Origin of the sequence: Streptomyces sp. NBC_01515, from assembly GCF_045040345.1 — a bacterium.
Lineage (GTDB): Bacteria > Actinomycetota > Actinomycetes > Streptomycetales > Streptomycetaceae > Streptomyces.
The window spans coordinates 1,246,307-1,269,073 of sequence record NZ_CP109416.1 but is presented as its reverse complement, the minus strand read 5'-3'; the positions used below and the strand labels follow the sequence as shown (position 1 = coordinate 1,269,073).

Here is a 22,767-nt window from a genome sequence, read left to right as displayed (position 1 = left end):
GACCCGACCTGCTCAGAGGCTCGCCGCGTGGTCCGGGACGAAGGTCTGCAGGTCGCGCGGGGGGCGTTCGTAGCCGGTGGACGGCGGGCGGGGCGGGAATTCGAGGACCGGCGGCGACACCTCGTGGTAGGGGAGGGAGCCGAGCAGGTGGGCGATCATGTTCAGGCGGGCCCGGCGCTTGTCGTCGCTCTCGACCACGTACCAGGGGGCCTCGGAGATGTCGGTGTGCACCAGCATCTCGTCCTTCGCCCGGGAGTAGGCCTCCCAGTGGGTGAGGGACTCCAGGTCCATCGGCGACAGTTTCCAGCGGCGCAGGGGATCGTCCAGCCGGCGCCGGAAGCGTTCCTCCTGGACGTCGTCGCTCACCGAGAACCAGTACTTGCGCAGCACGATCCCGTCCTCGACCAGCATCCGCTCGAAGAGGGGGCACTGGCGCAGGAACAGCTGGTACTCCTCCTTGGTGCAGAAGCCCATCACGTGCTCGACACCGGCCCGGTTGTACCAGCTGCGGTCGAACAGGACGATCTCGCCGGCGGCCGGCAGATGCTCGACGTACCGCTGGAAGTACCACTGGGTGCGCTGGCGGTCGGTCGGCTTCGGCAGGGCGGCGATCCGGGCGACACGCGGGTTGAGGTGCTCGGAGACGCGCTTGATGGTGCCGCCCTTGCCCGCCGCGTCCCGCCCCTCGAAGATCACGACCAGCCGGGTGCCCTCGGCCCGCACCCATTCCTGGAGCTTCACCAACTCCGTCTGCAGACGCAGCAGTTCGGTCTCGTACTTCTCGCGCGGCAGCTTTGCCGCCTTCTTGCCGGCCATGCCGCCTCAACCCCTCGGTGACGTGCGCGGTTCCTCGTGTCCAAGGTCGAACACCTGGACAGCACCGTACTGACCGGCGGGGGAGCGCGCACCCCGGATGCCTGCTCCGGATGCCTGCTCCGCCGGGTTTGCGCCGGACGGCAGCGGCAACCCGGACTGTGTGACAGCCATGACCACGCAACAGGAGCTCGTCCGTTTCCTGGAGGACCGCTTCGCCTGCGCACAGGCCTGCACCGAGTGTGCGCGGGCCTGTGTGCTGCGCGTCAGCCGCTCCGATCCGGACGCCGGCGACCACGAGGCAGTCGTACGACGCAAGGCGCTGCTGTGCGCGGAGGTGTGCGACGCGACCTGCCGGATGCTGGCCGAGCAGAACCTCCAGGACGAGTCCGCCCTGCGCCTCCAGGTCAAGTGGTGCCTGCTCGTCTGTCTGGAGTGCGCGCAGGTCTTCGACGCGCGACCGGGCGCCGAGGAGGACGCGGAAGCGTGCCGGGACTGCGCGCGGGCGTGCACGGAGTTCATGGCCACGCTGACCTGACGTCCACTCTCGACTGACGTCCACGGCCACCCTCGACCGACGTCCCTGGCCGCGCTGAACTGCCGCGCGCCTACGGCCTCTTCAGGGGCATCGCCGCTTCCTTCAGGGGCATTGCCGCCTCGCCATTCCCTATTTCTGGAACACGTTCTACGGTGTGCGCCGTCAGGACCGGCCTTGGGGAGCCTGGAGGCGCCGTGCATCTCGAATACACGCCCGAGCAGCAGCGGCTGCGCACCGAACTGCGCGCCTACTTCGCCGAGTTGGTGCCCGACCACGCCTACTCGCGCTACGACGACCCGGCCGCCCAGAAGCGCTTCTACCGCGAGACGATCCGCCGGCTCGGCACGGACGGCTGGCTCGGCGTCGGCTGGCCCGAGGAGTACGGCGGGCGCGGGCTGTCGCCGATGGAGCAGTTCATCTTCTTCGACGAGGCCGCGCAGGCGGGCGTACCGCTGCCGCTGATGGCGCTGAACACCGTCGGCCCGACGATCATGCATTTCGGCACCGACGAGCAGAAGGCGTACTTCCTCCCGAAGATCCTCGCCGGCGAGATCGACTTCGCGATCGGCTACAGCGAGCCCGAGGCCGGCACCGACCTGGCAGCGCTCAAGACCCGTGCCGTACGGGACGGCGACGAGTACGTCGTCGACGGCCAGAAGATCTGGACGACGAACGGCGACACCGCCGACTGGGTCTGGCTCGCCGTCCGCACCGACCCGGACGCCCCGCCGCACAAAGGCATCACCATGCTCCTGGTCCCGACCGCCGACCCCGGCTACTCCTGCACGGTGATCAACACCCTCGCCTCGCACGACACCACCGCCAGCTACTACGAGAACATCCGCGTCCCCGTCACCCGTCGCGTCGGCAAGGAGAACCAGGGCTGGCGCCTGATCACCAACCAGCTCAACCACGAACGCGTCACCCTCGCCGCCCACGGCACCATGGCGATCCGCGCCCTGCACGACGTCCAGCACTGGGCCATGGAGACCAAACTCGCCGACGGCCGCCGCGTCGTCGACCTCCCCTGGGTCCGCCGCCTCCTCGCCCGCACGTACGCCAGGCTCGACGCGATGAAACTCCTCAACTGGCAGATGGTGAACGCCGTCCAGGAAGGCACCCTCACCCCGCAGGACGCCTCCGCCGTCAAGGTCTACGGCTCGGAGGCGCGACGCGACGCGTACGCCTGGCTGATGGAGATCGTCGCCGCGGCCGGCGCCCTGAAGGAGGGCTCGGCGGGCGTCGTCCTGCACGGCGAGTTGGAGCGCGGCTACCGCTCCGCCGTCATCTTCACCTTCGGCGGCGGCAACAACGAGATCCAGCGGGAGATCATCTCGTGGATCGGGCTGGGGATGCCGAGGGTGCGGCGGTAGGCCCGTTGTGACGAGGATTTTTAGTTGGCACAAAAGAGGGATAGTTGGCACCAAGATCGCCGTCGCTGCTCAGAGGTGACGGCGCATCACCTCAATGCAGGCTGATCGTGCAGCGGTTGATCGGTCGCGGGGGTAGGCGGAACCGAGGTTCATCCCCTCGTCGTTCCCGACCTCTCTGGAACTCGACGGCTCCGACGCGATGAACCCCGAACCGGACTGCTCGGCCGCCTATGTGACGATCCGTACGAGTGGCGGCGACGAGGGTTACGGGCTCGCCTTCACCGTGGGGCGGGGCAACGACGTGGAGGTCGCCGCCGTACGTGCGCTGGCCCCGCTGGTGGTCGGCCTGCCGGTGGAAGAGGTCCTGAACGACCTCGGCGGGTTCTCCCGGCGGGTGACCGGCGACAGCCAACTGCGCTGGCTGGGCCCGGAGAAGGGGGCCATCCACATGGCCGCCGCGGCGATCGTGAACGCCGTGTGGGACCTGTACGGCCGTCGTACGGGGAAGCCGGTCTGGCGACTGCTGGCCGAACTGCCGCCGGAGCAGTTGGTCGACCTGGTCGACTTCCGCTATCTGCGGGACGCGCTGACCCGTGACGAGGCCCTGGACATCCCGCGCCGCGCCGAACCGGGCCGCGCCGAACGTGCCGCGCACCTGCTGGAGCACGGTTATCCGGCGTAGACGACGACACCCGGCTGGCTCGGCTACGACGACGAGAAGCTGGTGCGGCTGTCGAAGGAGGCGGTCGCCGACGGGTTCTCCCAGATCAAGCCGAAGGTCGGCGCCGACCGCGCGGACGACGAGCGCCGGATGCGGCTGGCCCGCGAGGCGGTCGGCCCGGACATCAGGATCGCCGTCGACGCCAACCAGGCGTGGGGCGTCCAGCAGGCCATCGACTGGATGCGGGCGCTGGTGCCCTACGACCCGTACTGGATCGAGGAACCCACCTCCCCCGACGACATCCTCGGCCACGCCGCCATCCGCGAGGCGCTGGCGCCCGTGAAGGTGGCCACCGGCGAGCACACCCACAACCAGGTCATGTTCAAGCAGCTGCTCCAGGCCGGTTCGCTCGACATCCTCCAGATGGACGCGAGCCGCACCGCGGGTGTCACCGAGAACGTCGCCATCCTGCTGCTGGCCGCCAAGTTCGGCGTCCCGGTCTGCCCGCACGCCGGCGGGGTCGGCTTGTGCGAGATGGTGCAGCACCTGGCGATGTTCGACCACGTCGCCGTCAGCGGCACCACCGAGAACCGCGTGATCGAGTACGTCGACCATCTGCACGAGCACTTCACCGATCCCGTACGGATCCGGGAAGGCCACTACCTCGCGCCGACCGCCCCCGGTATCAGCGCCGAACTGCACCCGGACTCCGTGGCGGCCCACCGCTACCCCGAAGGCCCGGTGTGGGAAGCGAAGGCCGAGACATGAGCACGAACGAGTTCGCCGGGCTGACCGTGCTGGTCACCGGTGGCGCCTCCGGCATCGGCCTGGCCACCGCTCAGTTGCTCGCTGCGCGTGGGGCGGGCGTGGCCTGCCTCGATCTCAAGCCGGGCGACGTGCCAGAACCTCTCATCGGCATACAGGCCGACGTGTCGGACGACACCGGCGTACGAACGGCCGTCGGGGAGGCCGCCCGCAGGCTCGGGGGCATCGACATCCTTGTCAACAACGCGGGGATCGGCGCCCAGGGAACGATCGAGGACAACACCGACGACGAGTGGTGTCGCGTCTTCGAGGTCAACGTCTTCGGCATGGTGCGGGTGACCCGTGCCGCACCTGCGGCGCTCGCACAGCGCGGCCATCGTCAACACCTGCTCCATCGCGGCCACGGCGGGGCTGCCCGACCGGGCCCTGTACTCGGCCACGAAGGGCGCCGTCCTCTCCCTCCCCGGGGCGACCGCCGCCGACCTCGTGCACTCCGGAATCCGCGTCAACTGCGTCAATCCCGGTACCGCCGACACCCTCTGGGTCGGGCGCCTGCTGGACAGCGCCGCCGACCCCGAGGGCGAACGCGCCGCCCTGAACGCCCGTCAGCCCATGGGCCGCCTGGTCAGCGCGGAAGAGGTCGCCGCGGCCATCGCCTACCTGGCGAGCCCGCTCTCCGGCTCCACCACCGGCACCGATCTCGCCGTCGACGGCGGCATGCACGGACTGCGGATCCGCCCGCGCGCCTGAACACGGCAGCGTGGAGGGGGTCGTCGTGAGGTTGACCGTGTAGAAGTACTCGTTCCAGGAGAACACGCAGCACAGCAGGGCTGTTGACCACAGGCCGGGCCGGACCAGTGGAAGCACGGTGCTCGCCCGGCATCTCCCGGAGGAACGAGCGGATCATCCATACGGCAAGCGGGAGATTCATGCCCAGGTGCGGGTGCTGGACGATCACGTAGACCAGGATGATGCCTGCGGCGACAGGCATCATCTTCGTGCTGATGAAGAAGAACAGCACGTCCTGCGTCTTATGGACCGGCCTACCGACAGGGCGTACGCGGCAGGCGTGGCCCGTAGCAGTACCAGGACCGTCGAGACCACCGCGACGACGATCGAGGTGCCCGCATACGCCCAGAAGCCTGCCTGGAACGTGTTCTGCGGACAACACCAGCGTGACCAGCCCGTATCCCGAAGCGGTGACGAAGTCGGACGAGTTGAACGCACACAGGTACCCGTAGTAGGTGATGTTTGTCGTCCCGAACGTGGGACCACAGGCTGTGAGCAGGGCGATCTCGCCGAACGTCTGGATGATGTTCATGCTCAGCAGCAGCGCGGTCAGTTCGAGGAAGGGCCGCAGGTGCGGCAGGACGACGTGCGGCCTTCAACTGGTCATCCGGCAGTGCCTGCAGTCCGACGAGCAGCATGAGCATCGCGAACGGTGCCCAGCGCCACGACGTGATCATGATGATGGAGAGCACCGGCTGTTCGCTCAGCCGGTTCACGCGCGGCAGCTCGACGTTCTTGATGGCCCCCCATGACGTGTCGTCGCCGAAGGCGGCCCGAAGGGTGTCGGGGCCTGCGAAGCCCTTCTGACCGGGACCGAGCAGGTTCCGGTGTTGCAGCGAGTACCAGATGGTCAGGCGAGCGCGATCCGCGTCAGCACGAGCACGATGACGAGTGCCGGCAACGGACTCGGTGTAGGACTGTGACTTCTCCAGCGCCTGCCACATGGTCTGGGTGCCGACGAGCTTGATGTACTCCTTGCTGGTCGCTCTGGTGCAGGCAGCTCTCCGAGCCCTCCCGGCCGTCCTTGGCCGGGTCCTGCTGGCCGTGCGCACACAGGAGGTCGACGTGGAAGTTCACGGCCTTCTTGGTCTGGGGCGGCGTTCCGATGACGGTGCGCCGGCAGTTGATGAGCGGGCCCGGCGTGAGCGTGTCCGGCGGGACCAAGGCGATGCCCTGCTCGGCACGGACGTCCCGCTCGACTGACGCCGAAGGGCCGGCGCCGCACCGTGCGCCGGCCCATGAACACCCTCACGTGACGACTCTGGCGGGAGCCCGGCGGCCGGCCGGGCTCCCGCTTTGTGTGCTGCCCGTTGAGGCGTGCTGTGTCTAGGACGACACCAGCACCAGGGACCACAGCTGAGAGGAGGCGCCGGTGTACGCCTGCTGGACGATCTGTGCGCCGTCGGTGGTGGCTGCTCCGGAAACGCCGAGGGCGAGACCCGAATTGCGGTTCACCAGCTTGTAGTTGGAGCCGACGGCGACCACCTGCCACTGCTGGTCGTTGCCGCTGTTCTGCACCCACTGCACGGCGCTCGCGCCGCTCGACGTGCTGGCCGCCAGGATGCCGAGAGCTCGGCCGCTGTTCTTGTCGAGCAGTGTGCTGTATCCGCTGCCGACATCCGTGACGTGCCACAACTGGTCGGCCGACCCGTTGTCGGTCCACTGGACCACGTTCTGCCCGTCGAGGAGGTCCGCGCCCAACACGCCGAGGGCCTTACCGCTGTTGACGTTGACGAGCTTGTAGTACGCGCCGGTGGAGTTTCCGAAGTCGATGTCCGCGTAGGAGATCGTGGTTGTCCCGCCGACGATCTCGACTCGGCCCGTGTTGGGGATGTAGGTGAGGCTGCGGCTGTAGGAGGACGCCATCGTCGTGTGCTGCTGCGTCCACGCACCGGTGCTGCTTCCGCCGGCGTTCGTCCAGACGTCCCCGCTGCCTGCGGCGTTGAAGAGGATCCGCCCGTTCGGCATGCGCATGAGCACCGGGCTCCCACCACGGGACAAGGCGCTGGAGCCCGATGTCACCGAGAGCGAGGTGACGCCGGTGCCCGCGGTACCGCCCACCGAGTAGAAGTGCAGTGGATCGCTGGCGATCTTGTAGCGGACGTTGTCACCGCCACCCCAGTATTCGTAGGTCATCATCCACTTGCCGTCACTGGTCTGGACGACATTGGTCATGCCGGGGCGGCCACCGCCGATCTCGCTGTAGCCGGACGAATTGGTGACCGTCGTTCCGGAGACATCGACAACCGCGCTGCTCCATGACGAGCTGACGCCGTCCCATGTCCGGTGCGCGAGGATCTGTGTGGCGGGATCCGAAGTCGTGTTGTTGTTCGGATCGAGCGTCGGGACGCCCGTCGACGAGTCGTAGCCGGTGTAGTCGTTCTCGTCGGAGTAGTAGGCGACGAGCTGGTTGTTGTAGACCATCAAGTACGGTTCCCACACGGGGTCGTTCTGGTGGTAAGTGTTCGCGGTGGCCGGGTAGTTCGCACCGTTGGACCAGCTGCCCGTCGTGATGACGTTGACGACATTCCACGTCGCGCCCGAGTCGGTGCTTGAGTAGAGCGCGATCGCCGTGTTGCTGCGGTCGCCGTCGTGCGTCGGCGTGTAGCTGGAGTTGGCTGCCTTCTGGTCGAGGTAGTTGTAGTCGTCGCCCGATACGACGGTGGCCATCAGCAGTGTGCCGGATGCGAGATTTCCGACTGCCTGGGGCAGCACGTACAGATACGGGTTGGTCCAGTTACTGACGTACGAGGAGTACGCGGGGTTCGACGACGCGTACGCCGGCGCCTTGACGTCTGACAGGTGTTGCCAGGTCGTGCCGTTGTCGTCGCTCTTGTACAACGGCATTGTCTGGCCGTCGGCCGAACCCGAGGCGGCTACCGTCGACTTCTCGAATGCCGCGACGAGTCGTCCGCTCGGCAGCACGGCCGTTTTCGGGTACAGCGCGCAGTTGTTGGTGGCCTTCGTGCAGGATGAGTTGCTCGGGAGCTGGTAGAGGGTGGCGGGTGTCGGTGTGGACGCCTGCGCAGGCATCGCGAAGGTCCACAGCGTCGCGGCTATGGCCAGAACGAGGATCACAGCTCTACGCGGATGTCTTGTGCCTTTCATCTTTCCTCCCGAAAAGATAGACAAGATCGGATCTGGAGCCCGGAGCGGGCCGGGATCCGTATCCCGGTGGCCGGTGGTTTCTCTCCGACTTGGCGGCGCCGAAGCGGAGGAGGGTTTGTCTTCCCCCGGTGATATGGAGCGTCCTGTCCACGCTGCGGCAAGGGGGTGCCATCGTTCGAGTCGCGGACTGAGCCGGCGAATCGGTGCAGTGGAGCCGAGCCCTGGGGTTTTCCTGATTGGCGAGGGGGCGCATTCACCGCTTATGGCGTACGAGCGCGTCCGCTGCTCTGTTGTGTTGCATGAAAACCGAAGGGAGTCGAACGATCTGTCTGCGGCGGCTGTTCGCAGAGACAGGCAGCGTTGCGGTTGCCTCAAGCGTTGACGGTGACAGGGGAATTGCTGATGTCCCGTCGCAGTCAGTACTTCGCAGATGGCGTGGACCGGATTGGTGGCGGTCTGTTCAAAGGATGCCGGCAGCGTGCCGTTCCGGCTGCGGTTGTAACGCGGTTCGGATGCCCTCATGCCATCGCGAACAAGGCAACCCTTCACCTCCTTTGAACTCCCCGACGGGGGAGCGGGGATGGGCCAATTATTCGGGCGTGGGGCATCCGTGTCACCAGTGTGTTTCGAAAGTGTTTCGCAGAGGAGGGGTTCACTGTGTATTGACGTGTCGGCGCACCTGTCGCCACCCAGGACGGTTTCGAAGTCCCGGTGATCGCGTGAGTGTGCAGGTCGCGACGGCATTTCGACGGGTGGTCGGCCCGTTCCGCACGCGATGAAGCTCCGGTTGATGCCGGCGACCGATCAAGTCGCCTGCACCGCCCGGAACTTCGAAGTACGGTCAGTCAGCCGGTCGACCTGGACCTGGACCGGCTCGGACACGGGGGTTACCGAACCCCTGGTGAACTGCGCCTATGGCTCGGGACTCAGCCAGACCGTCCAGGCGAACGGGAGCACCACGAGCACCACGACCAACAGTGTCTCCGGCTCGATCGGCATCGACTGGACCATCCTGGAGAAGGTCCTCTCGGTCCAGGCCGGCGCCAGCTACGAGCACAGCTGGTCGTACGCGAAGCAGTCGGGCTGGTCCGTGTCCACCACCATCGCTGTGAACCCGCGCCGGACGGGTTGGCTGGTGCTGCGCCCGGAGATGCGCACGGTGCGCGGCAACCCGGTCTTCCACGTCGACAAGTACTCGTGGGGCAAGTCGGGCGGTGGTCAGGAGAACACCACCACCTGGCGTGGCCGCAGCTACAACCAGATCAGCTCGCGTGGCGCCTACTACGACGCCAAGGCCAACGTGCTCAACACCCAGGGCAAGCCGTCCGGCAAGTACGTGGCCTACGACCGAGCGGTGAACAGCTCGGACTGCCGAAACTGATTCCGGCACGGGAGGATCTGCCGGGAAGCCGGCGGCGCCACCGCGGTAGAGGAGAACGGTGGTCATGCGGGTGCTCTCCCGGCGGACCGCGCCCTGGAGGCGTTCGGCCGGCGATGGTTGGGGCGGTGGTGGTGTGTGGGGGTGCGGACCCGGCCACGGATCCCGGGATTTCTCGGATCGTGGCCGGGCCCTTCACCCGCGTCGGGCGCCTGTCCCCACGGACGGCCGATGCGGACCGGACGCGCGCTCCGCTTGAATACGCGCGACCGGAGACGCGGGGCGCAGGAGGAAGAAGGCCGAGGTGGCCTGCCTGAGGCCTCGCTGTTCTCGGACTGTTGCTGTCCTCAGTTCTTGACGTTGCTCAGGACTGCGGTGGCCATGCCCTGTTCGCCCCGTTCGTTGGGGTGGACCATGGCGGCGGGGCTGCTGGGCTTGAGGGGTTCGATCCAGCGGGTGGCCGCCGGGGAGCAGGCGTCGTGGCCGGCGGACGGGGTGAAGGTGTCGACATACGTGGCTCCTGCGGCTCGCGCGCGTTCGCCGAGCATGGTGTTGAGTTCCTGTTGTTTCTGGCGCAGGAATGTGACGTCGCCGGGGGCGATGGGCAGGCCGCGACCGCAGCGTGTGCCCTTGGCGGGCAGGATCGACGGGTAGCCGACGACGTAGACCCGGGCCTCGGGCGCACGGCGTTGGATCTCGTTCAGTGCGCGGGTGAGGCGGTCACCCGTGGTGCGGATCTTCTGGGCCACCTTGTCGGTTCCGCCGGAGGTGTACTTCTCCTCGCAGGGTGCCTTGTCGGTGATGTCCGTGACGCGCTCGGCCAGTTTGAAGAGCGTTCCGGTGCCGACGCACTTGGTGATCATCGAGCTGAAGCCGATGTCGTTGCCGCCGATGCCGAGCGTGACCAACCGCGTGTCGGTGGTCAGCGCGGAGAGCTGTGCGGGGTTGGTGCCGTTGCCGGTGGACTGGGGGGTGGTGAGGTCGGAGATGGTGGCGCCACTGCAACTCACGTCACGGAAGTCGGCTGCCTTGAGGCCGAGTTCCGTGGCGACCAGGGCCGGATAGTTGCGACCGGAACGGTCACAGCCGGCCGGAGTGGCGGTCTGAGGAGGGATCTTGGGGCCAGAGGTGTACGAGTCGCCGAGTGCTACGTACGGCCCCTTGGATATCTCCTTGTTGTTGCTCTGGCTGCTCTTGCTGCTGCTGTCGGAGTTCTGTCCGATGCTGACGGCGGTGAGGAGCACCCCGCAGGCAAGGGCCACGCCCATGCCGGTTCGTGCCAACGGTCCCATTGCTGTGTCCTGTTCTTCGTCGCGGATGCTGGGGTGCGGGGACGTGGCGGTACACATGGAGCGGTGTCGGTGTGGCCCTTGGGGGTCGGGCGAGCGGGGCGGGGCGCGGTTTACGACGGGCGGACGAGTCCGGTGTCGTAGGCGAAGATGACGGCCTGCACGCGGTCGCGGGCGTCGATCTTGGTGAGGATGCGGCCGATGTGGGATTTGATCGTGGATTCGGCGAGGTGGAGACGCTCGGCGATCTCCTGGTTCGTCCAGCCGGTGGCCATGGCGGTGAGGACCTCGCACTCGCGTTGGGTCAGGTCGGCGAGTCGGCGCTGCTGCTGCGGACTGTGCCCGGGGAGGCGGTCGCTGAAGGCGTCGATCAGTTTGCGGGTGAGGCCCGGGGAGATGACGGCGTCGCCGGCGGCCACCGCCCGGACCCCGGCGACGAGTTCGTCGGGCTGGGCGTCCTTGAGCAGGAAGCCGCTGGCTCCGGCTCGCAGGGCGTCGTAGGCGTACTCGTCGAGGTCGAAGGTCGTCAGCACCAGGATGCGTGAACGGCCGCCGGACTCCACGATGCGGCGGGTGGCCTCGATGCCGTCCATGCCGGGCATCCGGACGTCCATGAGGACGACGTCGGGCCGGAGTTCGGCGGTCATACGGACCGCTTCACCGCCGTTGGTGGCTTCACCGACGACGTTCATGTCGGACTGGGCCTCCAGGAGCATGTTGAAGCCCATGCGTTGCAGGGCCTGGTCGTCGACGATGAGGACGGTGGTCATGAGGGGTGCTTCTCCGGTGAGTTGGGCTGCGGGCTGGGGACGAGGAGGGCGCGGACGGACCAGCCGCCGTGAGCGTTGGGGCCTGCGGTGACGGTGCCCTGGTAGAGGGCGGCGCGTTCACGCATGCCGACCAGGCCACGGCCGCCGCCCGCGCGGGGGCGGTTCGCCGAGGGTGTGCGGGACGGGCCGGAGTCCTCGACGGTGACGCGCACGGCGTCCGGGTCGGCGGTGAGGGACACCTGGACCGAGGTGTCGGGGGCGGCGTACTTGACGGTGTTGGTCAGGGCCTCCTGGATGATGCGGTAGACGGAGAGCTGGATCCCGGGAGGCAGGTCGGTGAGGCTGCCTCGGGTGTCCAGGCTGACGGCGGGGCCGGCCGCGCGGACGCGGTCCAGCAGCGAGTCGAGGTCGGTCAGGCCGGGCTGCGGGGCGAGCGGCTTGTCGCCCGGCCGGTCGTCCTCGTCGCCGATGACGGAGAGCAGGCGGCGCAGTTCGGCCAGTGCGTCACGGCCGCTGGTGCTGATGATGCGGAGAGTCTGGGCCCCGCGTTCCGGCTTCTTCTCGGTGAGGGCGGCGGCGCCGTCGGCGAGGCCGACGATGACGGCGAGGGTGTGGCCGAGGATGTCGTGCATCTCCCGGGAGACCCGGGCACGTTCCTGCGCTATGGCCAGGATGGCCTGCTGGTCGCGTTCCTTCCTCAGGGCGTCGATATAAGCACTGGCCAGCCGGCTGAGCAGGCCCAGCGCGGCGAACGCCGCCATCGCGGTCATCGCCAGCAGGGTCACGACCTCGGGGCGTGTGGCGTGTTCCAGCTGGCCGCCCCGCCAGAAGACGGCGGCCCACACTCCGAGCTGCACGGTGGTGATGCCGACGGCGAGAGCGAGTTGCCGGGGGGTGCTGTAGCGGCCGACGTTGAACAGGGCTACGACCCGTGCGGACTCGGCTCCGGTCAGTACCCCCAGGGGGAGGGCGACCATGGAGGCGGCGGTGGTCAGGGCGAAGACCAGCATGGGCCGGCGTTCCCGCCACAGGAGAGGGAGGGTGAACGCGAGGATGAGCGCCAGCTGCGCCGGGACGTCGCCGGTGTTGTAGGGGTTGAGGTAGGAGCTGATGCCGAGCGCGGCGCAGAAGGCCGGTACCCCCCAGTGCCGGACCTTGGGATGGGCCCGGTCGGCCCGGCGCAGCGCGGCCAGCCGGAAGATGACCGAGGCGATCACGCGCTGTTCGGAATCGCTGGTCAGGGTCTCCAGGAGCCGGCGGTTGTCCGGGCCGGGGGCCGCGGGGGCGCTCGGTGTGGTCACGGGGGTCCTTCACGGGTCGGGAGGCCGCCCGCCGGTTCCGGGGGGACTGGACCGGCGGGCGGGGCTGAGGAATCGGCCGGTGGGAGGTGGCCGATCCGGTCGGTGGTCGAACAGCGGCCGGCAGTGGTCGCTGTTGCGACGCGTCTCCGTCAGCTCTTAGCTCTTACGGAACAGTTTGTTCCGCAGCCCCCTCGTCGGCGTTGCTTTCGGCTCGGCTGTGTCGGCCGACGGGGCCGCGTCGCCTTCGTTCGCGCGGCGCTGTCCGAGGCCGGGCAGTCCCGGGATCCTTCCACGGTGGTGCCGGGCAAGCGGTGACGCGAAGCCAGGCGTGTCCGGGGCGTCGGTGCCGGAGCCGCTGGTGAGGGCTGACGGGGCAGGGTGGTGGTCCGAGCCCTGGTGGCCACCCGCGGGTACGCCGGCGAACACGGGTTCGGGGGCGGTGCTCGTCTTCTCGGCGGCCAGGGCCTGGCGGAGCTTCTCACCCTCGACGTCCACGTCGGGCATGACCCGGTCCAGCCACTTGGGCAGGGCCCAGGCACGGCGCCCGAGCAGGGTCATGACCGCCGGGACGATGGTCATACGGACCACGAAGGCATCGAAGAACACGGCGGAGCCGAGGCCGAGGCCGATGGACTTGATGAGTGCCACGTCGTCGAGGAGGAAGCCGGAGAACACCGAGATCATGATGATCGCCGCCGCGGTGACCACGCGGGCACTGTGCTTGAAGCCCTGGACGATCGCCTGCGTGGGTTCGGCTCCGTGGACGTACTCCTCCCGCATCCGGGTGACGAGGAAGACCTCGTAGTCCATGGCGAGTCCGAAGACCACGCCGATCAGCAGGATGGGCAGGACGCTCACGATGGGCGCGGTTTCCTGGATGCCGAAGAGGTCCTTCAGCCAGCCCCACTGGAAGACGGCGACCACGACGCCGAGCGTGGCGCCCACGCTGAGGAGGAAGCCGAGGGCTGCCTTGAGCGGGACCAGGATCGAGCGGAAGACCAGCAGGAGCAGGATCAGCGCGAGGCCGACCACGATCGCCAGGTAGGGGATGAGGGCCTGGCCGAGCTTGGTGGAGACGTCGATGTTGACGGCGGTGGTGCCGGTGACCATCAGGTCGGCACCCGTGTCCTTGTGCAACGTGCCGCTCTGGGCGCGGATGTCCTTGACCAGGTCCTTGGTGGCCTGGCTGCTCGGCGCGCTCTTCGGGATGGCACCGATCAGGGCCACGTCGCCGGACTCGTTGAACGCGGCGTCGCGCACCGTGGCCACGTCGGGCAGCTTCTTGATCCGCGCCACCGCGTCCGCGGCGGCTGCCTTCGGGTCCTTGCTGTCACGGGCGTCGACCACCACGGTCAGGGGACCGTTGAAGCCGGGGCCGAAGCCCTTGCTGAGGGTGTCGTAGGCGACGCGCTGGGTGCTGTCGGGGGACTTCATGGAGTCGTCGGGCAGGGCAAGGCGTAGGGACATGGCAGGGATGGTCAGCAGGCCCAGGCCGATCACCGCGACCGCGAGGACCTTGACCGGGTTGCGGGTGACGAAGCGCGCCCAGCGCACGCCCAGGGCCTCGCCCTCGCCGCGTTCTTCCAGGGCGTGCATGCGGCGGCTGAGGAGCTTGGCCTTCATGATCCGCGTCCCGGCGAAGCCCAGCATCGCGGGCAGCAGGGTCAGCGCGATGACCACGGCGACAGCGACCGCGAAGGCGGAGGCCAGGCCCATCGAGGAGAGCATCTTGATGCCGATGACACTCAGACCCGCCAGCGCGATGATCACGGTGAGACCGGCGAAGACGACGGCGGATCCGGCGGTGCCCAGGGCCCGCCCGGCGGCTTCTTCCGGATCATGGCCGTCGCGGATCTCGTTGCGATAGCGGGAGACGATGAACAAGGCGTAGTCGATGGCGACTGCCAGACCCAGCATCAGCGCCAGTGTCGAGGCGGCCGAGGCCATGTCCACGAACGAGGTGGCGATGGTGATGCACATGACGGCCACGCCCACGCCGAGGATCGCGGTCAGCAGCGGGAGTCCTGCCGCGATCAGCGAGCCGAAGGTGATCACCAGAACGACCGCGGCGACCGCGAGACCGATCAGTTCGGCAGCCTTGCTGGCCGCCTTGTCCTCGACCGCGTCACCGCCCATGCTGACCGTCAGTCCGGCCTTCTCGCCCTCCGCGGCGACCTTGTTCAGGACCTCGTGCGCGGCGCTGCTGACGTCGGACTTGGCGACCTTGTAGGACACCTGCGTGTAGGCGATGGAGCCCGACTTGCTGACCAGACCACTGGTGAACGGGTCGGAGACGCTCGCCACCTGGGGCGACGCCTTCAACTCGGCCACCAGCGAGGTGATTTCCGCCTTGTTGGCGGTGGAGGTGAGCTTCTGGCCGGAAGGGGCCTCGAAGACGACCCGGGCGGTGGCGCCGGAGGCGGAGGCCTGCGGGAACTCCTTCTGCAGCAGGTCGATGGCCTTCTGGGACTGCGTGCCGGGCAGCGTGAAGCTGTCCGAGGTGGAGCCGGTGGAACTCATGGCGCCGATGCCTACGGCGGCCAGGACGGCGATCCACAACATCAGGAACAGGCGTCGTCGCCGGAAGGCTAGCCGTCCCAGTCGATAGAGGAAGGTGGCCACGGGGTACTCCCACCAGGAGAAGAGATCATTACGTGAGCAGGGCCTGATCGACCCTTGATCTCAAGCTAGGTGCGGGTTTCCGCGCTTCCTGCCCCCTGTGGCATCGAAAAGACGGGCCGCGATTAGTACCGCGGGACTAATGCCCCTCTCCTGAAAACACGGCCACCGGCCGCGCTTCGGTCAGCCGGGAACGGTGACCACCACCCTGCCCCGCCCGCCCGCGTCGACCTGTTCGTGGGCCTTGGCGATGTCCTCCAGCGGGTAGCGGTCCGCGACGTCGACGGTGAGGGCGCCGACCGCGGCGGCCGCGGTCAGATCCCGGGCGGCCTGCCGCTTCGCCATGGCGGGGAAGTCGTCACTGCCGAGCAGCCGCAGGGTGACGTTGTTGAACAGCAGGGGCCAGAAGGGGAGTTCGGTACGGTCGTCATGGGTGCCGTAGGCGGCGATGACGGCGTCGAGCGCGGTGACCGCGTTGTCGAGGTCGGCGTTGGCCGACAGGGACACCTCGACGACGCGGTGGACACCGCCCGGCGCGTACGAGCGGATCGCTGCCGCTGGGTCGGCCGAATCCAGGGCGACGGCGTGGGAGACGGCGGTCGCGTCGACACGGGCGAGATCGTCGCCGCGGCGGACGGTGCCGATGACGGTGGCGCCGCCCCAGCGCGCGAGCTGGGCGGCCAGGGAGCCGACGCCGCCGAGCACACCGTGGACGAGGACGATCCGGCCGTCGACCGGGCCGTCCGCGAAAACGGCGCGGTGAGCGGTGATGCCGGGGATGCCCAGACTCGCGCCGAGCTCGTCGGTGAGGTGGTCGGGGAGACGTACGGCTTGCTGTTCCGGCACGACGGTGTACTGGGCGGCGGTGCCGAAGGGCCGGTAGGACTGCGCGCCGTGCACCCACACCCGCTCTCCCACGCGGTGGGCGTCGATGCCGTCGCCCACTTCGTCGATGACGCCGGCGGCGTCGCTGTGCGGGACGACCCTCGGATACGGCATCGAGGAGCCCAGCCAGCCACGCCGCTTCTTGGTGTCGCCGGGATTGACGCCCGAGACGGTTACACGGACCCGCACTTCACCGGGGCCGGGGTGGGGGTCGGGCAGTTCACCGACGCGCAACACGTCGGCGGCGGAGCCCTGCTGGTCGTACCAGGACGCGAGCATGGAGGTACCTCCGGGGTCTTTCAGGGGTTTTCAGGCGGTTGTTCGCCCAGGACCTCGCGGAGCCAGGCGCGTTCGGCGCGGCTGGTCGCGCGGGCGGTGAGGAGCAGGCCACGCCGGTAGGGGTCGGCGACCTCCTCGGCGCGCAGGGGCCGGTCACCGTCGTAGAAGAAGCTCACCGGCTCCTCCAGGAACGCCAGGCGTCGACGCAGTACCGCGTGCTGTTCGGCGATGTCAGGGAGGTGCGAGAGGAAGGACAGCACCATGTGGAAGCGGGTGAAGTCGGTGATCTCGTGGTCGGCCGGCTTGCGCAGGCGCTCCAGCATGTCGGCGCGGCCGGCCTCGGTCAGGCTGAGCATGTAGCGGCCTGCACCCGCGCGCGGATCGGCCCGCCGTTCCAGCAGGCCCGCCTTCGCGAGGCGGTTGATGGCCGGGTAGAGGGTGCCGTCACTGACCGGCCGGGTGTAGCCGGTCAGGTCCGAAACGCGTCGGCGCAGCTCATGACCCGGCAGGGGGCTCTCGGCCAGGAAGCCCAGTATGGCGAGTTCCAGCATGCGGTCATTTTCTCACATGTGCCATCGAAACGATATCTACATCGAATCGATGTCTTGGTCGGCTTTGGCGGTCAGGCTTCGGAGTCGGCCTGCCTGCGACAGTCTCCACGGGGGGCTTCGAGGTGTGAACTCGTCGACAAATGAGTTCGTCTAGTGAAATATAATTCACGAAAATCTGAGGCGGCCGGCCACGTATCCCGTTTGGTGATCCGCTTGAATCCCGCGTGCGGACCGTCTGCCCGGTGGCCGGTCCTTTGAGGAGTCGTCGATGAGCAGTAGCGAGTTTCCCGAGGCCAGGACGGTGGCGGGCGCAGTCCGCGGTCGTCGTGAGGGTGGCCTGGAGGTCTTCCGGGGTATCCCGTTCGCGCAGCCGCCGGTGGGTGCGGCGCGCTTCGCGGCGCCGCGACCCGTGGACGGCTGGGACGGTGTGCGGGAGGCGTTCGCGTTCGGTCCGCCTCCTCCGCAGGAGCAGGCGGGTCCCGAGCCCGGGGCTCCCGCCGGTCTTCCGGTCGGTGACGACTGGCTGACGGTCAACGTGTGGACGCCCGAGACGGACCCGGCCGCGCGGCGGCCGGTGATGGTGTGGATCTACGGCGGCGCGTACAAGTTCGGCTCCGCCGACGACCCGGCCTATGACGGCAGTCGCCTCTCGCGTGACGGCGAGTTGGTCGTGGTCACCCTCAACTACCGAGTCGGCATCGAGGGGTTCGCCCTGATCGAGGGCGCGCCCGCGAACCGCGGTCTGCTCGACCAGGTCGCGGCCCTGGAGTGGGTGCGCGAGAACATCACCGCTTTCGGTGGCGACCCCGAGCAGGTCACCGTCTTCGGTGAGTCCGCGGGTGCCGGGTCCATCGCCGCGCTGATGGCCATGCCGCGGGCGCGGGGTCTGTTCCGGCGGGCGATCACCCAGAGTGTGCCTGGCACGTTCTTCTCCTCCGCGTTGGCCGGGGACATCGCCGAGGTGCTGGCCAGTGGGTTGGGCCTGCGTCCGACGGTCGCCGATCTGTCCGGCGTGGATCCGCGCAAGCTGCCCGAGGCGGGAGCCGAACTGACCGGCCGGATGCGCGGGTACGTGGAGCGCTGGGGGCCGGTCGCTCTGACTCCGACCCCGTTCTCGCCCGTCGTCGACGGCGATGTCCTGCCCTCCTCCCCGTGGCAGGCCCTCGCGAGCGGCGCCGCGCGGGACGTGGAGCTGATCGCCGGGCACAACCGGGACGAATACCGCCTCTTCCTGATGCTGGGCGGGCTGCTTGGCCAGGTGGACGAGGGGCTGGCCTCGATGGCGTTGGGCTTGTTCGGACCTGGGCCGGAGAGCGAGGCGGCCTACCGCGGCGCGTTTCCGGACGCTTCGGCGGAGTATCTGTTCGAACTGGTGCAGTCGGACTGGCTGTTCCGGATGCCGTCGCTGCATCTGGCGGAGGCGCAGGTGGCAGGCGGCGGCCGGGCGCACGTGTACGAACTCACCTGGGCCGCGCCCGCCAACGGCGGCGCCCTGGGCGCCTGTCACGGACTCGACGTGCCGTTGACGTTCGGCGTCTACGGCGGTCTCGGCGCCATGCTGACCGGTCCCGTCCCCTCGCCGGAGACCGAGGCGCTCTCCGCCCGCTTCCGCTCCGCCTGGACCTCCTTCGCGACCACGGGTGACCCGGGCTGGCCCGCGTACGATCCCGAGCGCCGCCTCGTCCAACTCCTCGACACCGAACCGACGGTGACCGCGTACCCGGAGGAGGCCGCCCGCCGGCTCTGGGAACACCACACCTTCGCCGCGCTGCCCCTGACGACGGCGTAGCCCCGCCACCTCCGCACCGCCGCTCCATGGCCGGCCGGCTGATCACTGGTCGGCCGTCCCGGCCGTCGCTCACCGTTGCCGCCCTCCCGTCGCCGAGCGAGAGGGGAGTGGCCGGAGCGGTACCGGTCCGGGCCTGTACTCAGGCTCACTCGCGGGGACGTGCCACCGGCGCACCGCTGGCTGCTCCCGGACGACGGCGCGTAGAGGTCGCGCGGACAGGTGCGGTCGGGGTCATCCGACGCAGCAGCCTTGTCACCGGGCCTTTCGTCCTGTTGGCTTGCGGCGGAGTTTCGAGTGGCAGCACAAAGGCGAGGCGTACGAGTGACAGTTCGGGGCAGCGCGCGCGGGGATGCGCAGTACGGCTTGCTGACCAGCATCGCCGGCGAGGCGGGAGTGTCGCTCAGCACCGTGTCGAAGGTCGTGCACCGGCGTGCCGACGTCGGAGCGGCGACCCGGGCCCGGGTCGAGGACCTGCTGGCACGCCACGGGTTTGTCCGCCCGGGAGAACCCGATCCCGCGGCGTCGCGTCAGATCATCGCGGTGTTCCGTGACCTGTCGGGGCCGTACACGCTGGAAGTCGTCCGCGGGATCGTGGACGCGGCGGACGAACTGGGCCTGGACGTGGTGACCGGGACGACCGGTCACCGTTCGATCTCCCAGTGGCTTGAGGAGTGCGTGGCACTCGACGCGGCGGGCCTGATCATCGTGATCTCCATGCTGGCCGAGGAAGACCAGCGCCGGATCGTCGAGCGGCGGCTTCCCGTGGTGCTGATCGACCCGCTGAGCGCACCGACGCACGACATTCCGAGCATCGGCGTGACGAACTGGAGCGGGGCCAGGGAAGCGGTGCAACACCTGTTGGGCCTCGGGCACACCCGGATCGGCATGGTCGCGGGCCGTTCGCACTCGCTGGCCGGGGCGGCTCGGCTGCACGGCTACCGGGCCGCTCTGGAGGAGGCGGGGATCGCGTACGACCCGGCGATCGTGCGCTCGACCGACTTCGACTTCGAAGAAGGGCTGCTCGCCAGCCTGCAGATCCTGCGCTCCGGGAATCCACCCACCGCCGTTTTCGCGGCGAGTGACGCGCAGGCGCTCGGTGTCCTGGAAGCGGCCCGTCAGCACGGGTTCAGCGTTCCCGAGGACCTGGCGGTCATGTCCTTCGACGACACCCTCGTGGCGGCCATGGCCTGTCCGCCGCTGAGTGCCGTGCGCCAGCCGTTCGAGGAGCTGGGCGCCGAGGCCACCAGGGTGCTCGTGCAACTGGCGGAGGGCCGACCGCCCGCGTCGTCCCGGATCGAGTTGGCGACGGAGCTCGTGCTGCGCACCTCGACGTCGGTGCGCAGGCGAGTCGACACGCAGTGAGCGATTGCCGGGCGCACACCTCGCACCGTTTCGGTTGCCCCGAGGGCGGGCGTCCCGCGGCTGCCCGCCCCTGACGCCTCAGGCGAGCGGGACGGTCACCGTGGTGGGGACGTTCGGCAGCAGATGTACGGTCTGCCGCCGGTCCGAGCCGTCACGGCACACGAGGACGATGTCCCGCTCGACTGGCGATGTGAGCACCACCTTCGCGAGGCCCTCGGACACGTCCCACGTCAGCTCGTCGACGCCGACCCCGGCGCGCGTGGCGAGGCCGCGCAGGCTGCCGGACCGCCACTCCGGGGGCCGGGCCGGCAGGAGTTCCACGATCCCGGGCCGGGAGTCGAGCAGCATCTCCACGACCACGGCCGGCAGACAGTGGGCGGCGTCCGCGTTGTAGATCTCCAGATCAGGGTTGTGCGAGGTCATCAGCGACCGGAAGACCATGTTCCGGCCGACGATCTTGAGGACGTTCTCCTTCGCTGTCCCGCTGTCCTTCAGGCGTGCGGCGACCAGGGCGCGGTGCAGGCTGCCGTGCGCGGTGAGGTTCTCGTCACCCCGTCGCAGCAGGGCTTCGCGAGCCGCGGCGGCCAGGTCGGGGGTGTCGTCCGGGGTGATGTCGTGCAGCGGCCACACCGGGTAGAGGTGGCTGATGTGCCGGTGCGCGTCGGCGGTCTCCAGTCCCGGCCACGCCCACTCGGCGAGCGCCCCCTGTCCGTCGACGCGGTAGGGCGGCAGCCGCTCCGCCAGCGCGCGCCAGCGGCCGACCGCGGTCTGCTCGATGCCGAGGTGGGTGCAGACGTCGGCGGCGGTGGTGAGGGCGTGCCGGGCCGCGGCCAGGTCCATGGTGGCGTTCACCCCGGACATGCCCCGCCCGTCGCGAGGGCCGACCTCGGGGGAGTAGGAGGGGACCAGGACGACGTGTCCGTCTTCGTCCTCGCGGGTGAGGAAGTCCTCGAAGAAGACGGCGGCCTCGACTAGCCAGGGGGCGAGGGTGCGGGCGAGGAAGCCGTCGTCGCCGGTCGCCTGCCAGTACTCGTACAGCGGGAACAGCAGCCAGTCCGCGCCGGCCAGCCACATGGTCCAGGGCCAGTCGTCGTCCAGGTGGAAGAGCAGCCCGTGCTCGCCGTCCGTCCGGCTGGGGGCCAGGATCCCGCGGGTGCCGTAGATCGTGCGGGCGTTGGTGCGCCAGTCGTCGATCTGACCGTCGATCAAGTCGGCGTACGGCGCGATGAGTTCGGGCATGCCGGTGAGGACCGCCCCGGCCAGCTGGAGGTTGATGTTGGCGTCGGTGGTGTAGTCGCCGGACCAGGCGGCGCCCCATTCGCCGAGCCACAGGCCGGTCAGCCGGGGCGGCAGTACTCCGCTGGAGCTGAGCAGCAGGTAGCGGCCGGAGTGGAAGAGCGCCTCGATCAGCGCGCCGTCCAGCGTCTTGGTGTCGGCACGGGCGATCAGCTCGCCGACGGGGAGGCCGCGGTCGCTGTCGGGCACACCCAGGTCGAGTTCGGCGCGGCCGTAGAGTTCGCCGTGGACGGGCGCGTGCCGGGAGAGCAACTCGTCGTATTCGGCGGGCAGTTCGGCCAGGCCCGTGCGGAGCGCGTCGATGCGGGGGAGGGGCGCCGACCGGTCCATCCGGGTCAGCAGAACGACGCGCGTCGCTCCTTCGACACGGACCGTGTCCCCTTCCGCCGCGACCCGGCCGCCCGTGACGACGGCCCGGGTCACGCCGGTGAAACCCGCCGCGCCGGGACCGGGCGGATACTCGCCCACGACGGCGAGTGACGCCTCGCCGTCCCCGGTGACCTCGGCGGACGTCGTGAAGGTGACCTCGGCGGGGCGGCCCGACAGCTCTCCGGACAGTCGTATGGCCAGGTCGAGCCGCGGACCGGTGATCTCGACGACCGCGACGGCGTCGGTGCGCGACACGAACGCACGCCGTACCCACTCCCGTTCCCCGTCGGACCAGGTGACCCTCACCTCGCCCGTGGCGAAGTCGGTGACTCGGCGGTAGTGCTCGACGGGGCCGTCCCCGGTGGTCGTGTCCACATGGAGCATGTGCCCCGGGTGGAAGGCCTGGGTCCAGGCCATCGCCCTGCCGTCGGAGAACTCGCGCTGTGCCCGCTCCCGTTCCCCGGCGAGGGCCAGGTCGCGAACCTGTTCAAGACGGTCGGCGACGGCCGGCGGCCGCATCCCGAGGGACTCGTTGGGCAGCACGTAACGGTGGTGGTTGTGAACGATCCGTTCCCGGTGGGGGTGCCCGAACACCATGATTCCGTACTCGCCGTTGCCGGAGAGGAAAGCGTCCTCCCAGCGGTCGGCGGGTTGTGTGTCGTGGATGCTGCGCACCGGCATTCCCGGCCTCCCGGAAGTAACGTGCCTGCGCGGCTCGAACAGGCTGCGGGGGAGCCTACAAGAGGTGGCCGATCGGGTCGCGAAAGACTTTCGCGACCCTTGAGCTCCCGCGTTTCCGCAGGTGTACGGCGTTTTGGGCGCTCCGGCCCGG

16 protein-coding genes and 2 pseudogenes are annotated in these 22,767 nt (G+C 69.1%); 9 read left to right on the top strand and 9 right to left on the bottom strand.

The genetic code is table 11. The features are described 5' to 3' along the window. Positions 1-12: 12 nt before the first annotated feature. Positions 13-816 carry a polyphosphate kinase 2 gene (gene ppk2 / locus OG407_RS05295; protein ID WP_405855457.1) on the bottom strand — a complete coding sequence of 268 codons (804 nt, stop codon included), beginning with the start codon at positions 814-816 and terminating at the stop codon, positions 13-15. Positions 817-985: 169 nt separating this feature from the next. On the opposite strand from ppk2, the gene OG407_RS05290 reads away from it, so the two are divergent. The 6 genes and pseudogenes from OG407_RS05290 (at position 986) to OG407_RS05265 (ending at position 5,746) form a co-directional block, all read left to right on the top strand. Further along, on the top strand, positions 986-1,351 hold the full coding sequence (locus OG407_RS05290) for a ferredoxin (RefSeq protein ID WP_405855455.1): 366 nt from the start codon (positions 986-988) through the stop codon (positions 1,349-1,351). Positions 1,352-1,545: 194 nt separating this feature from the next. Beyond that, positions 1,546-2,724 carry an acyl-CoA dehydrogenase family protein gene (locus OG407_RS05285; protein ID WP_405855454.1) on the top strand — a complete coding sequence of 393 codons (1,179 nt, stop codon included), beginning with the start codon at positions 1,546-1,548 and terminating at the stop codon, positions 2,722-2,724. A 151-nt stretch (positions 2,725-2,875) separates the two neighbouring features. Continuing rightward, positions 2,876-4,153, top strand: a pseudogene (locus OG407_RS05280) (enolase C-terminal domain-like protein). Beyond that, a pseudogene (locus tag OG407_RS05275) lies at positions 4,150-4,900 on the top strand (SDR family NAD(P)-dependent oxidoreductase). Before OG407_RS05280 ends, OG407_RS05275 begins: the two co-directional pseudogenes overlap by 4 nt. A 187-nt stretch (positions 4,901-5,087) precedes the next feature. Next, positions 5,088-5,579 carry a hypothetical protein gene (locus tag OG407_RS05270; protein WP_405855452.1) on the top strand — a complete coding sequence of 164 codons (492 nt, stop codon included), beginning with the start codon at positions 5,088-5,090 and terminating at the stop codon, positions 5,577-5,579. Beyond that, positions 5,576-5,746 (top strand): hypothetical protein, encoded by a 171-nt coding sequence (locus OG407_RS05265; protein WP_405855450.1) that lies wholly within the window; start codon positions 5,576-5,578, stop codon positions 5,744-5,746. The genes OG407_RS05270 and OG407_RS05265 overlap by 4 nt, the downstream gene beginning before the upstream one ends. Before the next feature lie 519 nt (positions 5,747-6,265). Here the strand turns inward: OG407_RS05265 and OG407_RS05260 are convergent. Then, on the bottom strand, positions 6,266-8,017 hold the full coding sequence (locus OG407_RS05260; RefSeq protein ID WP_405855448.1) for an RICIN domain-containing protein: 1,752 nt from the start codon (positions 8,015-8,017) through the stop codon (positions 6,266-6,268). 820 nt (positions 8,018-8,837) lie between these two features. Between OG407_RS05260 and OG407_RS05255 the strand changes: the two genes are divergently transcribed. Beyond that, positions 8,838-9,428 carry a hypothetical protein gene (locus OG407_RS05255; RefSeq protein ID WP_405855447.1) on the top strand — a complete coding sequence of 197 codons (591 nt, stop codon included), beginning with the start codon at positions 8,838-8,840 and terminating at the stop codon, positions 9,426-9,428. 344 nt (positions 9,429-9,772) lie between these two features. Here OG407_RS05255 and OG407_RS05250 read toward each other — a convergent pair whose 3' ends face one another. From OG407_RS05250 to OG407_RS05225, 6 genes are all read right to left on the bottom strand, one after another. After that, entirely contained in the window at positions 9,773-10,717 is a 945-nt protein-coding gene (locus OG407_RS05250; protein WP_405855445.1) for an SGNH/GDSL hydrolase family protein, read from the bottom strand. Positions 10,718-10,827: 110 nt separating this feature from the next. Next, positions 10,828-11,484 (bottom strand): response regulator transcription factor, encoded by a 657-nt coding sequence (locus OG407_RS05245; RefSeq protein ID WP_266880020.1) that lies wholly within the window; start codon positions 11,482-11,484, stop codon positions 10,828-10,830. After that, on the bottom strand, positions 11,481-12,785 hold the full coding sequence (locus OG407_RS05240; RefSeq protein ID WP_405855442.1) for a sensor histidine kinase: 1,305 nt from the start codon (positions 12,783-12,785) through the stop codon (positions 11,481-11,483). Before OG407_RS05240 ends, OG407_RS05245 begins: the two co-directional genes overlap by 4 nt. Positions 12,786-12,941: 156 nt before the next feature. Further along, entirely contained in the window at positions 12,942-15,407 is a 2,466-nt protein-coding gene (locus tag OG407_RS05235; RefSeq protein WP_405855440.1) for an MMPL family transporter, read from the bottom strand. Between the two features lie 180 nt (positions 15,408-15,587). Then, a complete protein-coding gene (locus OG407_RS05230) occupies positions 15,588-16,568 on the bottom strand; it encodes an NADPH:quinone reductase (RefSeq protein ID WP_405855438.1) in 981 nt (326 codons plus the stop codon). Between the two features lie 20 nt (positions 16,569-16,588). Then, entirely contained in the window at positions 16,589-17,119 is a 531-nt protein-coding gene (locus OG407_RS05225) for a PadR family transcriptional regulator (RefSeq protein ID WP_405855436.1), read from the bottom strand. 268 nt (positions 17,120-17,387) lie between these two features. On the opposite strand from OG407_RS05225, the gene OG407_RS05220 reads away from it, so the two are divergent. After that, entirely contained in the window at positions 17,388-18,908 is a 1,521-nt protein-coding gene (locus OG407_RS05220; RefSeq protein WP_405855435.1) for a carboxylesterase/lipase family protein, read from the top strand. 363 nt (positions 18,909-19,271) lie between these two features. Continuing rightward, complete coding sequence (locus tag OG407_RS05215) at positions 19,272-20,270, top strand: LacI family DNA-binding transcriptional regulator (protein WP_405855433.1); 999 nt, start codon at positions 19,272-19,274, stop codon at positions 20,268-20,270. A gap of 78 nt (positions 20,271-20,348) precedes the next feature. Here the strand turns inward: OG407_RS05215 and OG407_RS05210 are convergent, their stop codons facing one another. After that, a complete protein-coding gene (locus OG407_RS05210; protein ID WP_405855431.1) occupies positions 20,349-22,616 on the bottom strand; it encodes a glycosyl hydrolase family 95 catalytic domain-containing protein in 2,268 nt (755 codons plus the stop codon). Positions 22,617-22,767 lie beyond the last annotated feature (151 nt).

Excerpts from the sequence above, each read along its gene's own strand:
- OG407_RS05225 (WP_405855436.1), bottom strand. The coding sequence starts at position 17,119 with ATGCTGGAACTCGCCATACTGGGCTTCCTGGCCGAGAGCCCCCTGCCG.
- OG407_RS05255 (WP_405855447.1), top strand. The coding sequence starts at position 8,838 with ATGCCGGCGACCGATCAAGTCGCCTGCACCGCCCGGAACTTCGAAGTA.
- OG407_RS05210 (WP_405855431.1), bottom strand. The coding sequence starts at position 22,616 with ATGCCGGTGCGCAGCATCCACGACACACAACCCGCCGACCGCTGGGAG.
- OG407_RS05230 (WP_405855438.1), bottom strand. The coding sequence starts at position 16,568 with ATGCTCGCGTCCTGGTACGACCAGCAGGGCTCCGCCGCCGACGTGTTG.
- OG407_RS05265 (WP_405855450.1), top strand. The coding sequence starts at position 5,576 with ATGAGCATCGCGAACGGTGCCCAGCGCCACGACGTGATCATGATGATG.
- ppk2 (WP_405855457.1), bottom strand. The coding sequence starts at position 816 with ATGGCCGGCAAGAAGGCGGCAAAGCTGCCGCGCGAGAAGTACGAGACC.
- OG407_RS05245 (WP_266880020.1), bottom strand. The coding sequence starts at position 11,484 with ATGACCACCGTCCTCATCGTCGACGACCAGGCCCTGCAACGCATGGGC.
- OG407_RS05250 (WP_405855445.1), bottom strand. The coding sequence starts at position 10,717 with ATGGGACCGTTGGCACGAACCGGCATGGGCGTGGCCCTTGCCTGCGGG.
- OG407_RS05290 (WP_405855455.1), top strand. The coding sequence starts at position 986 with ATGACCACGCAACAGGAGCTCGTCCGTTTCCTGGAGGACCGCTTCGCC.
- OG407_RS05220 (WP_405855435.1), top strand. The coding sequence starts at position 17,388 with ATGAGCAGTAGCGAGTTTCCCGAGGCCAGGACGGTGGCGGGCGCAGTC.